Source organism: Bradyrhizobium sp. WSM1253 (assembly GCF_000244935.1).
Lineage (GTDB): Bacteria > Pseudomonadota > Alphaproteobacteria > Rhizobiales > Xanthobacteraceae > Bradyrhizobium > Bradyrhizobium canariense.
In genome coordinates this window covers 52266-67422 of record NZ_JH600072.1, presented here as the reverse complement: position 1 = coordinate 67422, position 15157 = coordinate 52266, and the positions used below count along the sequence as shown (strand labels likewise).

The 15157-nt window shown below is 57.3% G+C and carries 13 protein-coding genes and 1 pseudogene; 4 read left to right on the top strand and 10 right to left on the bottom strand.

Annotation, left to right across the window (positions count from 1 at the left end; translation table 11 throughout):
* The first annotated feature begins 203 nt into the window (after window positions 1-203).
* A complete protein-coding gene (locus BRA1253DRAFT_RS00290; protein ID WP_009859192.1) occupies window positions 204-959 on the top strand; it encodes a ThuA domain-containing protein in 756 nt (251 codons plus the stop codon).
* 231 nt (window positions 960-1190) lie between these two features.
* A complete protein-coding gene (locus BRA1253DRAFT_RS00285; protein ID WP_009859191.1) occupies window positions 1191-2591 on the top strand; it encodes an IS1182 family transposase in 1401 nt (466 codons plus the stop codon).
* A gap of 620 nt (window positions 2592-3211) precedes the next feature.
* Here BRA1253DRAFT_RS00285 and BRA1253DRAFT_RS40750 read toward each other — a convergent pair.
* Together BRA1253DRAFT_RS40750 and BRA1253DRAFT_RS00280 are read right to left on the bottom strand one after the other, a co-directional pair.
* Window positions 3212-3514, bottom strand: coding sequence for an H-NS family nucleoid-associated regulatory protein (locus tag BRA1253DRAFT_RS40750; RefSeq protein WP_157158489.1), 303 nt, complete (start codon window positions 3512-3514; stop codon window positions 3212-3214).
* A 438-nt stretch (window positions 3515-3952) separates the two neighbouring features.
* On the bottom strand, window positions 3953-4282 hold the full coding sequence (locus BRA1253DRAFT_RS00280; RefSeq protein ID WP_009859189.1) for a PilZ domain-containing protein: 330 nt from the start codon (window positions 4280-4282) through the stop codon (window positions 3953-3955).
* A gap of 1125 nt (window positions 4283-5407) precedes the next feature.
* On the opposite strand from BRA1253DRAFT_RS00280, the gene BRA1253DRAFT_RS46035 reads away from it, so the two are divergent.
* Window positions 5408-5590: a hypothetical protein gene (locus BRA1253DRAFT_RS46035; protein WP_354202338.1), complete on the top strand. Its 183-nt coding sequence runs from the start codon at window positions 5408-5410 to the stop codon at window positions 5588-5590.
* 1160 nt (window positions 5591-6750) lie between these two features.
* Here BRA1253DRAFT_RS46035 and BRA1253DRAFT_RS00265 read toward each other — a convergent pair.
* The 3 genes from BRA1253DRAFT_RS00265 to BRA1253DRAFT_RS00255 all read right to left on the bottom strand — a co-directional run bounded on the left by BRA1253DRAFT_RS00265 (window position 6751) and on the right by BRA1253DRAFT_RS00255 (window position 10261).
* Entirely contained in the window at window positions 6751-8160 is a 1410-nt protein-coding gene (locus BRA1253DRAFT_RS00265) for a DUF2130 domain-containing protein (protein ID WP_009859187.1), read from the bottom strand.
* A 737-nt stretch (window positions 8161-8897) separates the two neighbouring features.
* Window positions 8898-9434: a peroxiredoxin-like family protein gene (locus BRA1253DRAFT_RS00260; protein ID WP_009859186.1), complete on the bottom strand. Its 537-nt coding sequence runs from the start codon at window positions 9432-9434 to the stop codon at window positions 8898-8900.
* A gap of 74 nt (window positions 9435-9508) precedes the next feature.
* Window positions 9509-10261, bottom strand: a complete 753-nt coding sequence (locus BRA1253DRAFT_RS00255) for a sulfite exporter TauE/SafE family protein (protein ID WP_009859185.1) — start codon at window positions 10259-10261, stop codon at window positions 9509-9511.
* A 245-nt stretch (window positions 10262-10506) separates the two neighbouring features.
* Between BRA1253DRAFT_RS00255 and BRA1253DRAFT_RS00250 the strand changes: the two genes are divergently transcribed.
* The gene (locus BRA1253DRAFT_RS00250) at window positions 10507-11394 is read left to right on the top strand and encodes a LysR substrate-binding domain-containing protein (protein ID WP_009859184.1); all 888 of its coding nucleotides are present in this window, start codon (window positions 10507-10509) and stop codon (window positions 11392-11394) included.
* 476 nt (window positions 11395-11870) lie between these two features.
* On the opposite strand, the pseudogene BRA1253DRAFT_RS00245 reads toward BRA1253DRAFT_RS00250, so the two are convergent.
* The 5 genes and pseudogenes from BRA1253DRAFT_RS00245 to BRA1253DRAFT_RS00225 all read right to left on the bottom strand — a co-directional run.
* Window positions 11871-12307 (bottom strand): annotated as a pseudogene (locus BRA1253DRAFT_RS00245) (zinc-binding dehydrogenase); the annotation flags it as partial.
* A 165-nt stretch (window positions 12308-12472) separates the two neighbouring features.
* Window positions 12473-12964, bottom strand: coding sequence for a DUF3788 domain-containing protein (locus tag BRA1253DRAFT_RS00240; protein ID WP_009859183.1), 492 nt, complete (start codon window positions 12962-12964; stop codon window positions 12473-12475).
* 77 nt (window positions 12965-13041) lie between these two features.
* Window positions 13042-13755, bottom strand: a complete 714-nt coding sequence (locus BRA1253DRAFT_RS00235) for an FMN-dependent NADH-azoreductase (protein WP_009859182.1) — start codon at window positions 13753-13755, stop codon at window positions 13042-13044.
* Window positions 13756-13798: 43 nt separating this feature from the next.
* On the bottom strand, window positions 13799-14344 hold the full coding sequence (locus tag BRA1253DRAFT_RS00230; RefSeq protein ID WP_009859181.1) for a carboxymuconolactone decarboxylase family protein: 546 nt from the start codon (window positions 14342-14344) through the stop codon (window positions 13799-13801).
* Window positions 14345-14378: 34 nt separating this feature from the next.
* Window positions 14379-15086: a nitroreductase family protein gene (locus BRA1253DRAFT_RS00225; RefSeq protein ID WP_009859180.1), complete on the bottom strand. Its 708-nt coding sequence runs from the start codon at window positions 15084-15086 to the stop codon at window positions 14379-14381.
* Window positions 15087-15157 lie beyond the last annotated feature (71 nt).

The window sequence follows — 15157 nt, the reverse complement described above, 5'->3', positions numbered from 1 at the left end:
GGTCAAGGTGCGAAGAACCCGGCCTTAGCAAAACCAGTCCGCTTCCACCCACGAAGCTGACCTTAATGAGACGATTCGCCACTTCGCTGATGGGCCCGCAGCGTTGCATAGGACGCCAGAGGGCGATGCCCCAAGGCCGGTGCGGGGCTGATCTGTGCTAGGCTTCTTCAAAACATGGTTGGTTGGCTTTGGCGGAGGCGATTGTGAGGCGACGTGAGTTCATCGCGCTCCTCGGCGGCGCGGCGGCAATCCGACCACTCGGCGCGCATGCGGAGCGTCCGCCAGAGCGCATCCTCTATTTCACATACTCCGCCGGCTACCGGCATGATGTCATACCGCTTTCCAAGGTAATCCTGACCCAGCTCGGAAGCAATTCGGGTGTCTTTGAAGTCATTCCAACGGAAGACACGTCCGAATTTTCTACCGAAAACCTCGAGCGCTACGCGGCAGTGATGTTCTACACAACCGGAGAACTTCCGATGAGCGAGGCGCAAAAGAGAGCTCTTCTCAACTTTGTGCGCTCGGGTCGCGGGTTCCTCGGCGTTCATTCGGCGACGGACACATTCTACACTTGGCCGGACTATCTCGATCTGGTCGGCGGCTACTTCAATGGTCATCCTTGGCATCAGGCCGTGAAGATCGAGGTGGTTGATCCTGGCGATCCCCTGGTGGCTTTTCTCGGGAATTCGTTGCAAGTCGAGGACGAGATCTACCAAATCAGCGACTTCGACTATCGTGGTTCACGCTTGCTCCTGCGCCTCGACCCAAGCTCGGTGGACCTTGGCAAGACCGGCGTGCATCAACGATTCTATGGCTGGCCTCTCACCTGGACCCGATTCTATGGCGAGGGACGAGTATTTTATTCGGCGCTAGGCCACGAGCCGTCAGTTTGGCAGGACGCCCGCTACCAGCGAATCCTCACGAACGCTATCCTCTGGTCTATGCGAAGGTCGCCCTAGGAGACGCCGCCGCACTTCGCATTTGCGCCACCGCCGGATTCGTCGGGTGGTGTCCGTGCCAGAGGTTCGGACGGTCTTGGTCTGCGACCTTCCGTTCCGGGTCAAAAGCGGCTGGCGAGCCAAGTTCAGCTCGGCGTCCGGTTCACCAGCGATTGTGTTGCCAAACTCCGGTTGAGACGACTCGCGAACCGTGATTCCGTTGGTGTGAGGCGGCATTTGCGGGAGCAGCGGATGTTAGGTCGGCAGGAGAGCGGTCAGGGCCAGTTCTTTTACTCCTTTGATCTCGACAAGGTGGTGCCGGTTGATCACCTGGTACGGCAAATCGACGGTTTTCTGGACCTGAGTTGGGTGCACAACGAGCTCGCTCCATTCTACTCCCACACTGGCCGGCCTTCGATTGATCCGGTGCTCATGATCCGGATGCTGGTCTTGGGCTACGTATTTGCACTTCGTTCCGAGCGTCGGCTCTGCGCCGAGGTCCAGGTCAATCTGGCTTATAGATGGTTTTGCAAGCTCGGCATCGAGGATCATATCCCTGATCACTCGGTGTTTTGCCGGGCGCGGCGCGAACGCTTCCGTGAGAGCGATGCCTTACGCCGGGTTTTTGAACGTGTAGTGGCGCTGTGTATTTCGGCGGGGCTGGTCGGAGGCGAAGCGTTCTCAGTCGATGCGAGCCTGATCAAGGCCGATGTGAACAAGACTAGGCGACTTCCCGGCGACCAGCCTATTACCTGGCCAAAGGCGGAGGAAGCATCCCATGCGGTGCGCGAGTACATCGCAGCGATTGATGCCGCCAATAGCGATAAGGACGGCGATGAAGACGGCGGCGGTTCAAGTGAAGGCAGCCGTCGCCGCAAGCCTCCCAAGGAAGTCTCGCTCACCGATCCGCAAGCAACATGGGTTACGAGGCCGGGCGTGGATCCATTCTTTGCTTATGATGCGAACTATCTGATCGACAACAAGGCCGGGATCATCCTCGATGCGGTAGGCACGCGCGCGAACCGTGCAGTTGAGATTGCTGTCACCCAGATCATGGTGGACCGTGTTGAGCGTCGCTTCGATCTGCGCCCCAAGAGATTGGCAGGCGACACGGCTTACGGCGCGGTCAGATTGCTCAAATGGCTAGTGGATCGCAAGATCACGCCGCACGTTCCGGTGTGGGACAAGTCGGCACGCCCCGATGGCACCTTTAGCCGAGCGGACTTCGTCTTCGACAAAAAGCGCAATGTCTATGTTTGCCCGGGTGGCGCGGAACTGACCAGCACCGGCAATATCGATCAAGGTCACATCGTTTACTACAGGGCCAGCAAGAGCGATTGCTCTGGCTGCGCCTTGAAGCCCAAATGCACGACAGCGGTCGTGCGCAAAATTACCCGTGACGTCAACGAAGATGTGCGCGATCATGTCCGTGCGCTGGCGAATACGGAAGCCTTCGAGCAATCGCACCGCGAGCGCAAAAAGGTCGAGATGCGGTTTGCTCATATGAAACGCATTCTCAGGCTCGACCGGCTTCGGTTGCGGGGCCTGAATGGCGTCAGGGACGAAGTGCTGCTCACAGCCACCGCGCAGAACCTGAGGCGGCTGGCCAAGCTAATCTGCCGTCTCCCGCCACAACTGGCAGTCCCGTGCTGAAATCCACCAGCAAAATGGAAACCGCCGACACGCCGTACCAAAAAAACCGCCGAAACTCCAAAGCCAAGCTCGCCCCCAAGTCAGAAACGAGTTTTGCAACACAATCCCAGCGATAGCGGACATCACGGCGGCTGAACTGCTCTTCGGCTTAGGGACCAGAACCGGACCTTCGTTGCTGGCTTTCTCGCGGATCACAGGTAACGCACAGTATGCCGTATCGCTATCTCGACCTATCAAGCATCCTGCCGCCGTTCGATGCCCGGAAAGCAACATAGCACGGACGACATGGCAGGCGCCCTGCGCGGCTGCACTTGGGGTGATCCATAGGGCCGAGCTGAACGATCTCTCGTTCATCCACCATACATCCGACACGGCACAATACTTGCTACAGTGCGGGAGGCCGATTAGTGCTTGCGGAGTTGTTCCCAGATGGGACGAAAGGTCCGGGCTTCAAAGAAGCAAAAGCGTGTTACGCCGGACCTACTGATCCTGGCTGCTGAGCTTGAGAGGCTGAAACGAAAGCACGCATCAGCAACCGACCTCGAAAAACTTTGGGACGAAGTGCAAGCACTCCGAGAGCAAGTTAGGAAAGCGGAAATCCAACGCCGGCATTGAACGGGCTACGTCGCGGTCCGATCAATACGTAAGTCATCGATCCGTTTTCCAGACTTCAATAGGTTTGTTACCCAGCGAGGCTGCTTACCGCGTCCGGCCCAAGTCTCCGATCCATTTAGTGGGTTTCGATACTTTGGAAGGACCTTGGGATAGCGCCGTCGGGCGCGAACAGTTTGCCGCGTAAGAGACCCAACCGCGCCGCCGAGCTTAGCCAACCGCTCTTCTAGAGCCTTTTGTTTCGCCGCAAGTTTTCCTGGGAGAATGGCCTCGGTCTGGCGGTAGAGATCCCAAAGCTGGTCGATGGACATCTGCGCCAAGGTGTCCCTAGACGGTTTCATATCTTGCTCCCTTTACAGAGGAAACAACGGAAAATTAGGTTCCAGCATTGGAACTTTTTTGTGGTTTCTTAGCGCCTGATCCTCGTTGAGAAATTGACCCTTCGGCGACGACCTGCTTGCGTTCCGCGACATTGCTTCAGCAGCGCTTGTTGCCTACACACAATGGATCGTGACGCCTTGATTTAACACAAGACGATGCCCGCGTTCAGGGCGCGTCGACACGCTGGAGCCCGCAATGGGTCAGGATGCGAAAAACTCAACGTGAGCAAATCTGGTCCGTCATGCCTCGGTGAGCGGACCTCGTGGAGGGGCGCGACTTTGCCGATTTGCCAACACCCAAAACGGCCGCCCTATCCAATCGCTTCTCAGCGCACGCGAGACTTATGTCGAAACATGAGCGAAGGATGCTCAGAGCGGCAGCACATGATTGGTAGTCAAGCCGCACCACGTTGTGGTGTTGCTGCAATCATTCGCCAATTTCGGCGAGCTGCGGCGCAGGACGAAGCACACGCCGCAAAGTGTCTCCTTCCTCCACATGACGCGGCAGGTGAAGGTTTCGGAATGTTCGTCGAACGATAGCGCAAATTCGCTGGCGAATATGTAGTACGGCGTGGAGATGCAGGCTCCCAGGGTGCTGATGTCGCGCACCACGCACGGATGGGTCCCACTCAATCCACCAAACGATAGCCGCGCCGCCCGGTTGATCGGTATCCGCTCCATTGCCCGACGTTCGACCATGGCGAGATTCTCCAAATGAAGAGGTAACTTCCAATCGAGCGATCGCAGCGATCGCGATTGCACCTCTACGTTTTCCGATCCCGCCGAGCCCGGAAAACGGCAATATCTGCACGTTGATCTGCACGGCCCAGGGTAACAAGCAGTATTATTGTCTCATTAAAATTAAACCAGACCGCGTGGTTAATCCGCCGACGTTGGTGCCCACCTTACAAGCAAATGAAACCGCTCAAGGACACGTCTTTTTCCGCGAAAGTGAAGTATTTCACAGCACTTTCACAAACCTGAGCTACTATTAGTTGAACTTAATAGATCATTTTATGTCTCTCGGCCTGACAACGGTGGTTTTTAAATATTCATAATAAGGGGCGTTGATGAGTAGGCGTGGTCAGGGGCACAACCGCATGACGGTTCTGCACGAACGCGTTTGGTTTCTAAGATCTCAGCTGACAGAGCTTCAGAACCTTCGCAGCCGGGTTGAGCAAGCCGAGGAACGAAAAGTCGGCAAACGTTCAAAAGTCACAGGTGTCTCGGCGATGCGTCGCCGATTACGGCGACAGCGGCGTTTTGTTTTCTAGCCGCAAACCGTGGCGACGAACGTGCCGTGGGCTCGCAGCCACGGAAAGCCTTCATCAGAGATCGCTCTGGCCGAAAAAAGCGACCGCGTTGACTTGTTCGGCTTTGGGTCAAAAGCAGGCGGTCGCGGCAAGTGCAGCTCGGCGTCGGTTTACCTTTGTCAGCGGACATCACGCCGCTGAAGCGCTCTTCGGGTTAAGTCATGAACGGACCACCCTTCTCGCTCGGAGACGTAGTCGGACCTCCACTCGGAGAGGTCGCTGTTCTATCCGCGGTTGGTCGGCGGCTAGACCCGTCGGGCGCAACAAATGTTCTTGTTTAGGCGCGGTAGCATCGGCAGTAGTGTGCGTTTGCGCGCCCTGCGTGCGCTCTATCAAAGCTTCATCGAGCAAAATGGCCCGGAAGCGCGTGCGCAACGTCTTCTGCGCGATTGGTTATCTCCACAGCAGCGTGCGCAATATGATGCCGAGGGTTTTTTCGAAGTCACCGGCTCTCACACCGGCCGACGATATCGAATTCATCAGGGCACCATGAGCAATGTTTTGGAGCTTGATGAAGAAAAGCAGCCTAAGATCGGCTGGTGTTTCGTTCCCGAACGGGCTCTGGCTAGGTGGCGACGTGATGCTCGCCCAGAAGATCGCGCTCGAAACCGACGAAGCCGCGGTGCTCGCGCTTGCCCACCGGTTTTCTCCGAGACTGCCCTCTCTGCCCCGAGTAGCGCGGCGCGCTTACTAGGCCTCTCATGGGCGGGGCCACTGCTTGCGACAGCGGCAGCCCTAGCGACGCGACGAAGGCGGCGTTTACCTCCGCGGCTACAGGTAGCCTCAACCCGGCGATCGCTTTGTGCAATGTGATCTACCTGTTAGGCCTTACCCGGCTGCTTGCCGGCGTGTTTCGTGACGCGCTTCTGGATATTGGCCATCGTCCTGGCAAACGCTTCGCGCAGCTGCTGAGATATGCAATCTTGATCAGCAGCCTATTCAACGGATAGGTGATGCGTAGATTTTCCGAGTGCCGGGACCGCAAGGCCGTGATCTGCCGGCGCATCTCGGCACTCTTCAATATGAACTCGCGCATGGCCAGCAGAGGCCGACGCGCCGAGTATAATGGCGCGAGGGCTTCGCCTGCGTGGACCCGAACGGGACAATGTCCGGTGCGCAAAGCTAACGCTCCAATGCGCCGCCGCAAGCAAACCCTGAGACTAAGATTGATGTCAGCGCTGCGAGTTAATTCTGGAACTGGTCAGCCCTAGTCTGCTCATGATACTTCTGCCGGGCGGCTGAATTCCGTCGGTTGTTGCGAGCGGTACGTAGTGACGATCGCCCGATTCATCCGAGATGACTAAAACTCCGGAATTGCTGGGCCCGTTCTCTTCATCGATTCGGCCATGAGCTCACGTCAGCGCGTTCAGCGTCATTCAGCCTCAGCGCATCTGGCATATTTCTATGCCTCCGTCATCTAGCGCTATCGTCGTCTCAAGGCAGGGATCCGATTGAACAGAAATCTGTTTGGGAAGCAGATTTGCAAAGTCGCGAGCATGCTAGGCAGGAAGCCGTGAGCACGGCTACTATCAAGTCCGACTCCCGTTCCTGCCGCCCGCCGCCCGTTAACCAAGACTATCGAGGCGCCTTAATCTGGACTGATTTGATCAGGACGCTTTGCGGCTCCCGCATAGGAGCGTGCCACGTGATCAGGACCGTCGCGCTTGGAGTAGTTTGCCTGGCTGGCCTCGGTGCAATTGCCGCGGCCGCAAAGAAATCACCGCCGCCGCCACCTGCTGAGATCGTTTTCCCAGTCGCAGCCGGCGACAGGACGTCTGCAATCTCAGCTGAGGCGACCCTGCGCACGCTGTTCAGCAAGTAACGACTTGCATCGAGAACGAAACACTGGGTCGCTCACTCTGCCGCCTCAGCGGCCTGGCTCTTAAGCTCGGCAAATTTGGCCGCCATCGTAGGGTTACCCCGGGTCAGCTTCTTGATCGTCACGTCCTGCGCCTTGTCATTCGCGAGGCGCAGGTTGCGGTCAGCCCCGATCAACGCATCCTTAGTCTTCTGCAGGTGATCGATGGACTTATCGATCTCCGTGATCGCGGTGTGGAAGTGCCGGGAAGCGAGATCAGTGTTCTTCAAGAATCCGTTCTTGAACGTCTCCAGCTGGCTTTCGAACTGGGTAATGTCGATATTCTGGGCCTTTACGAGTGCCAGTTCGGTCCGGTACTTTAGGGAATTGAGCGAGGCGTTCCGCAGGAGGGTAATCATCGGCAGGAAGAACTGCGGCCGGATGACGTACATTTTGGGATAGCGGTGGAAGACGTCTACGATGCCGGTATTGTAGAGTTCGTTGTCGGGTTCAAGCAATGAGACCAGGATCGCGTACTCGCAGCCCTTCTCGGTACGATCGCGGTCAAGCTCCTTGAGGAAATCCTCGTTCTTGCTCTTCGTCGCGGTTTTGTCGCTCTCGTTCTTCATCTCGAACATGATCGAGATGAGCTCGGTGCCGGCTTCGTCGGAATCGCGGAAGATGTAATCGCCCTTGCTGCCGGTCCGCGCGTCGTTGTCCTTCTCGAAATAGGCCCGCGGAAACGCCATCGAGCGCACCCGGTTGAACTCGGTCTCGCAGTGCTGTTCGAGGGTCTCGCCGACCATCTTGGTCGAGAGGCGGGCCTTCATATCTTTGAGGCGTTCAATCGCGTCATCCCGATCCTTGATCTGGGTTTCGTATTTGTCCTTGAGCGACTGCTCGGAAAGCTGCTTTTCAAGCTGGACTTGCTTGATGCCGTTTTTCAGCTCATCGCGCTCTTTTTCAATGGCGCCGACGGCTTCGGTCACGGCGAGCTTCTTCTCAAGCTCGACGGCTTGAAGCTTAGCCTTCAGCTCCTGGATTTCTTTTTCCTTGGCGGCTGTGATCTTGTGCTGCTCGCTGGCCAGAAGCGCCTCTGCAAGCTCTGAGGCAGCCTTCTTCTCGCGTTCCGCTTGCGCGAGGGCGTTCGCAAGCCTGTCCCGCTCTTTTTCCACGGCACCGAGCGCTTCGGTGACGGCAAGCTTTTGAGAGATCTCACCCGCCTCCAGCTTGGACTTCAATTCCTGGATTTCGGCATCCTTGGCAGCGGCGGTCTTCTGCAGATCGCCGCCAACCTGGGCTTTGGCCAATTCAACAGCGCCCTGCTTGTCGCGCTCGGCCAACTCCAGCCGTTCGTGCAGTTGCTTGGCGAAATCGGCGTCGCGGACCTGCTTCAGAATCTCGGCATAGCCGGATTCATCAACCTTGAAGGCCTTGGTACAGTGGGGGCAGATGATCTCGTGCATGGTCCTGGTCGCCTGGGGCGCTGCTGTTGTCATTCAAACAAGGCAAGGGGCCGACAGAATCGATCCTGCTCATTGAGAACAAAATTAGAACATGAAGGTTTTGACGGTCAAGTAAAGCGCCGGAATTCCGGGCATTTTCAGCCGGAAATCCACTGGTTTCCCGCTATCGGCAGGCGTGGCCTGCTTATCCATCCAGCCTAAAAACGACAAATATCGATTTCCTTGCGATGGGCCGTCCTGCGGAGAACAAGGTGGCCTACGTGCTAAGCTATGGCAAATCAGCAAATGCGATTTTGCGCTTTCACGGCGGTGATGGACTAAGGAAAGGAAAACCGATTTTCCCTTCCCTAGGCGAACTGTGTGGGTGCTGCTGAATACGATTCTACGTTTCAGACCGCCGGGTACACGACGACCTGATCGCAGCGCCGGTGTTCGCTTGCGGGATAAACGCCTCCGCCGCGGCCTCAGTCGGTGCTTCGATCGACCAATGCCAATAAATCGGCTATCGGGCTCCATGTAATTGATCCAGGGGGACGTCTCTCGGACGGTAAAGCGACGCATCGAAACCTTCTGAAAGTAAAACCGGCGAATCATCAGATTCAATCGCCGGCCTTTCAAGCGGAATTGTCCCGCGTTGAGAAAATGGCTCGTGGGCTGTTCGATGATCCCACGTTGAGCAAGCGGATCTGCGAGATGCAGAAGCTAAGTGGCACCCTCGCCAAGCTTCAGAGACGTGTTCAGACCGGCCCTGTGTATTCGCCTCTCGCCGGGTAGTCATTTTTGATGATGTAATCGACGGCTTGCACCATCTCGCCGAAATTTGGTCGAACGAACGGCATCGACTGTACTGAAAGATAGTAGATCGTCTGATCGGGTTCGATCAAAAAAACGCCGGGCTCCGAAAATTTCGGCGGCTCCTGTATGTCGATTGAGCTTTTCCCGCGCGAAGCCGAGATATAGAGACCCCATTCTCGGGCCGCTCTTAATTCCAAACCATAACCAACTCGCAGGTTCTTCGCCGCGATCTTTTCCGCCATCTGACGCGCCCGCACTTCCCCGTCTGAGCTGATGGCGATCGTTTCGACGCCGCGCTGAGCAAAAGCAGGCGTCAGGCGCTCCAACTCCTTCAGGTAGTTTGCGCAAATGGGGCAGTGCAGACCGCGATAAAAGCAGACGAGAGTCAGGCGCTCTGGTTTTTCCGCAGCAAGATTGAAGCGTCCATGGTCAAGAGTTTCGATGATCAGCTCCGGGGCTTTCTGGCGTGGTACGATCATGGAAATTCCTTCGCGGAGATTCAGTGAATCTGATGGAACGGACGGGCTTACGATCTGGGGCATCGCCATCTGCCTCAGAGGAAGAGTGGATGAACGGCCAGTTCAAGGCCAAGAACTGCGAGGAGAATAAGGAACCAGCGTCGAAAGGTTGCGGCGCTTATGCGCTCGCGGACTATTGTCCCGACCTGCATGCCCAGCAACGCGGGAATGACCGCGAGGGCGGACAAGGTAACATTTCCAAGATGAAAAGCTCCGCCACGAGCCAAGCCCGCTGCAAGTGCAATTGTTGACACTGTGAACGACAGCCCCAGGGCCTGGATAAGATCGTCTTCGGAAAGCCCGAGAGCCTGAAGATAAGGAACGGCGGGAAGCGTGAAAACCCCGGTTCCTCCATTGATCAACCCGGTTGTCAACCCAATGACAGGCGCCAATAGACCCTCGAAGCGCACAGGAACCGACAATGGCTTCGCAGACAAGCCGTGCACCGCATAGACAATAAGGGCGGCGCCCAATCCAACACTTGCGAATACCGTATTGGCGCTCGTCAGAAGCCATGAGCCGGCGAGTGTGCCAACCATGATGCCGAGCATCATCACCCAAAGTCTTTTCATCAGCGCCAGGAAATTCGGCCCCGTAAAGAGCTGCCAAAAATTAGTGACAAAGGATGGAATGACCAGCAGCGAAGCGGCGCTGACTGGCGACATGATCGCACTGAGGACGCCCATAGCCACGGTTGGTAGGCCCATGCCGGCCACCCCCTTGACGAACCCGGCGACGAAAAACGTGAGCGCGATAGCCAGAACATGCGACGAAAGATAATCACTCATTCTGAGCCACTCGGTCTGGGCCGTATTGCGGTTGAAGGCTTCGTGCGGGCCGATGGCATCCGCGCTAATATCGCCTGATGGGATGGTGATAAACCCCGTTCTCGCCGAGACGCCACTCTCCAATCGCTTGTGCTCTCGTCACAAATCGGCAAAAATGGCGTCGCATGGTGTAGAGTACGCGCACCGGCCGAACCTCACAATTGGCCATTTCCGATGGGTGGTTTCGGCAGGGACGAAGGAAAAGAATGCGCTTCGATTTGACGGACATGCGGTTGTTCCTGACCGTGGTGGAGCAAGGCAGCCTCACCAAGGGCTCAGAGACCATGAACTTGGCGCTCGCTTCCGTGAGCGAACGCATTTCCGGAATGGAATCTTCGCTTGGCGCGCAGCTCCTGGAACGAAATAGGCGGGGGGTCACCACGACTGCGGCCGGTAACGCCCTCGTTCGCCATGCCCGCTTGATCCTGGACCAGGTCGAGCAGATGCGTGGAGAACTGCGCACCTATGGCACTGGCCTGAAAGGGCGCATCAGGCTGTTGTCCAACACGGCTGGGTTGGCTGCTTTTCTACCGCATCAACTCGGCCAGTTCCTTGTGGCCTATGGAGATCTTTCTATCGACCTCCATGAACGGCCAAGCACTGAGATTGCACTGGCCATCGCGGAAGGTCGTGCTGATTTGGGAGTTGTGGCCGACATCGCAGATTTGACAGCATTGCAAACTCGCCTAATCGCTCAAGACCAACTCGTCGTTGTGACGAGTGAAACTCATCGCATCAGCGATCAACGATCGATAGCCTTTGCGGAAATCGTTGGTGAGCCGTTCGTCGGCTTGTCCGATGCGGCGCTGGAAGCTCATTTAGGAGAGCGCGCAGCCCGTCTAGGTCGTCAGATTTACTATCGCATTCAACTCAGGCGGATCGAGAACATCGCGATGATGGTTGAATCAGGTGTAGGGATCGCAATCTTATCGGAGGCGTCAGCAAAAGATTTGAGGCATCCTGGTTTGGCGATAGTACCGCTGCAAGAACCATGGGCGCTTAGGAAACTTTATCTTTGCGCGCGTGATTTCTCTGCGCTCACGCCGCACGCCGGCTTGCTCGCGCAAAAGCTTATGGAGCCGGAGCGATTATAAACTAACCAAACTTATGCGTGTTTATCAACAATCTAGAGGCGCTAGGCACTCTATGCCATGAAAAATGCCATGCTCCACGACTTTCCTGCTCGATTCTTCGCTTCGTCGGTCACGCAGCGCCTCGTGCGGCCAGCGCGAAAAGATACCATCACCGCTTATCGCACACGGCCTACGGACCCGTCGTGCTTGTTGCTTCTCGCCCTTAATTCAAGATCAGCCCTCTTGCGTTTGATAAGACGCTATCGAATGAGTGCGCTTCGCTGCGGCGGTGTGGAAGGCACACAGCCAGCAAAGATCCGAGATGGTGACGAGAAGACAACGGCGTCATGGCTCGATGCGCCAAGCCCATCCACCAGCTGGTATCGAGTCCGGCCCGTTCAGGTCCAGCGATTCGATCACAGCCAGGCGACTCGTCGAAAGCCTATGCGCGCCCGCTTTCGCGGGCGACATTGTTGCAGCTTTGACTCCGGCGGACGTCACGAGCGAACGCGGATGATCGTTTTCCCCGCGCGCCGCTCAGTCGAATTGAACGTGGCGACCGCGTCGTCCAGGGATGAGACCTTGCCGATATTTGTCTGCAGTCTTTCATCCCGCACTCGCTGAACGATCTCGGTCAGTTGGGCACGATCAGCCTCGACGACGAAGTCGATTGCTAAGCCATCGGCAGGTCGAATATCCGTCGGTCCGACGACTGTCACAAGCGTGCCGCCTGCACGGATCAGCGCTGCCGATCGCTTCTGCATATCCCCGCCAATGACGTCAAACACGAGATCGACGCCGCCGACGTCCTCCAGGGTGTCATTCACAAGATCGACGAATTCATTTGCACCGAAGTGGAGAGCCTTCTGGCGGCGGCGGCGCGTCCCAGTGCCGATGACATAGGCACCGCCTCTCGGGCAAGCTGCGTCACCATCTGTTTCCTCAAGTTATATTGCAGGCGCGGAGGTCATCTTCGATCTCTCACTCAATTAGTCGCCAGCCCGATGCCTTCCGCGACGAGCTTGATGTCGAATTGCTGTGAGACCGCCGCTCGCGTTCCTAGGAGCCATCGCGCGGCGAACTAGCATTTTCGTGAACTTCACCCGCGCGACGGTGGCGGGCGCTTCATAGCCAAAAGCTCCGTCACATCATGCAGATCATTTTCCGACGAGATGGCAATCGTCAGCCATTTCCCGTCTATGTATGTTGTGGCTTCATCGTAGAGCTTGACCAATTGCGGTCGCCAGACATAACGCCGCTCCTCAAACTTCTCTCGTTCTGCTCCGCCCATGACCACCACGGCCGAAACCCGCTTGTATTCCGGCAGCAAGGTGCAGAACGCCTTGGTCTTCTTGTAGCGCAGGGACCAACCGCGGTTCTTGCCCCCGTAGAGCCAGTCCGGCGCGAAAACTCCAGGGTAGAATTCGTCGATCCAGTTCCGCAGCTCGGCCCAATGCTCGAACGCATCTGGACCGATCCATTCGCGGACGGTGCCGTCATCGGGTGGTGCTGATTTGTCGGTGATCCTGTCGCCGATTTGGGGAATTGTCTCGCCAGCGGCTGTTACTCTCGTACCTGTACGTAACATCATCAAAAGACCTCGTGTTGATAGTCCGGCGGAGGCCGGAGGATTATGATGCGGGCGTGCCATGAACTTGCGGCGCGCCATCAGAATGCTGCTAGCGCGACGCTCCCAAGAGCAGGGCGTCTTGCATCGCGATACGATCTACCGATGTCTGAGAGCACGGCAGGGCAACCATGGAGGGGTCGAAGTTCTCGTATGACCGTCAGATCGATCTCTGCCAGGGCCTTCTCTCTCGCGAATGTGGCCTGCTCCCGGTCAATGAACCCGGTGGCTTGTACCGAGAGAAATTGCAGGGCTTTTAGCCCGATGGAGCCAAATGCCAGAGACAGATATGGCGTGAGAAAATCGGGTTGGTTTGCTCGGTCCCCGGAAAAGACGCCACCGGAAGCGACGCCGATAAACACCGGACGGTCCCGGAGCATTCCGACCTTCCCGGCGGGCGTCGACATCATCGTGCGATCGACGCGCAAGATTTGATCGATCCACGCTTTGAGAACCGAGGGAATAGTGAAGTTGTGCATGGGCGTTCCGATGACAATCACATCGGCCGCTTCGACTTCCTGAATAAGCGCTTCGGAAACATCCAGAGCGCCCTTCGGTGGGGCCGCCAAGGTGGCCGGCGACGACAGTGCGACCGCGTAATCAGCCATGGCGTGAGGCAAGGGTTCAGTCCCTAAATCACGCCGAGTGATGCCCGCCCCGGGCGCAACCTCGAGAAGCCTTTCGACGATCGCCGCTGAAAGCTGGCGGCTATGCGATTCCAGGCGCGGACTGACATCAATATGGAGGATTTTCATGTGATTGTTCCAACAGCATCACGAGGGTGGGCCAGGACCGAGCTCAGATCGAGCCGGCCGGCGTAACGGCGGGAAAGTCCTTCTCGTGATCGAACACGTTGTTGAAGAAGTTCGTCAGCGAGTACATGGCCACAAGCGCGACGATCTCGATGATGTTCGCATCGGTGTAGCCAGCGTCGCGGACGGCTTTCAGATCAGTGTCGTGGACGTGGCCGCGGGTCTCAATGACTTTGCGTGCGAACTGGACGGCTGCGTCCCGCTTCCGATCCTTGGCGCGACCCCTTCGGGCCAGAATGATGTCATCGGCCTGCAGCTTGGCCATATGTTCGGCTGTAAAGCTGTGAACGGTCAGGCAGTAGTTGCAGCCGTTCACTTCGGAAACGGCGAGCCCGATGCTGTCTCGCGTCTTTACGTCGAGCGCTTTGCTCAGGGATCCGAGCAGGGTTGCCCAGGAGTTGAACGCGATCGGGCTCTGCGCGAAGGCTGCCATCATATTTGGGGTGAACCCGATGTTCTTAGTGAACGCATCGAGAGTCGGTTTCGATTCAGGCGGCACCTGTTCCGGCTTCAGAGCGGCAATTCTTGACATCATTGTCTCCATAATATCTCGAGTTGATTATTGATTATGCAAAGTCCAGGACATCAACCACGGGCAAGCGGGGCTTCTGCGGCCAGTTGCCGGCTCGCTCCGGCCCAACGGTCAACAGCATGACCGGCACTTCGTCTTCGGCCAGACCGAACTCGCGGTGCACCGCATCGGAGTCGAAACCGATCATCGGCGTTGAACCCAGGCCCAGCGAACGGGCCGCGTAGATGATCGCCGCGCTGCCAAAGGTCGCGGAGCGGACGGCTTCGTCGCGCTGGCGCTGCGGCTGATCGTCATACAGACCGCGAGCTGGGATTTCCCACTCCGGCACCAGGTGCGCCGGCATGATGCCGGCTTCCACCACGGGCGCCAGACGGTCGGGGACGGTGCTGGCATCGGCCAGCCTACCGATGATGATGAAGGTCACAGCCGCGTCGGTGATCGCGGGCTGATTCCAGGCGATCGGACGCAGCCGTGCCTTGGCTTCTGACGAGCGTACGGCGATGAAGCGCCAGTTCTGCAGGTGGAAGGAGGTTGGCGCGGACGTGCCGATACGCACCAGGTCGCGGATCTGGTCGTCGCTCAGCGTGGCGGTAGGTTCGTAGTACTTGGCGGCACTGCGGCTCAGGATCGTTTCGATGACGGCGTTCGTCACGAAAGCGTTTTCGTTCTTCCCGGTCTCCCCGATGGTTTCGGCGGCTACGCGGGTTGCGGGTCCGGTGGTGGTAAGGCTGACGCAGTTCATTGGATGGCTCCCTCATCAAGTGATCACGGAGCCTAATTTACGGGGACGAGTGATAATTTCGAGACTGGATT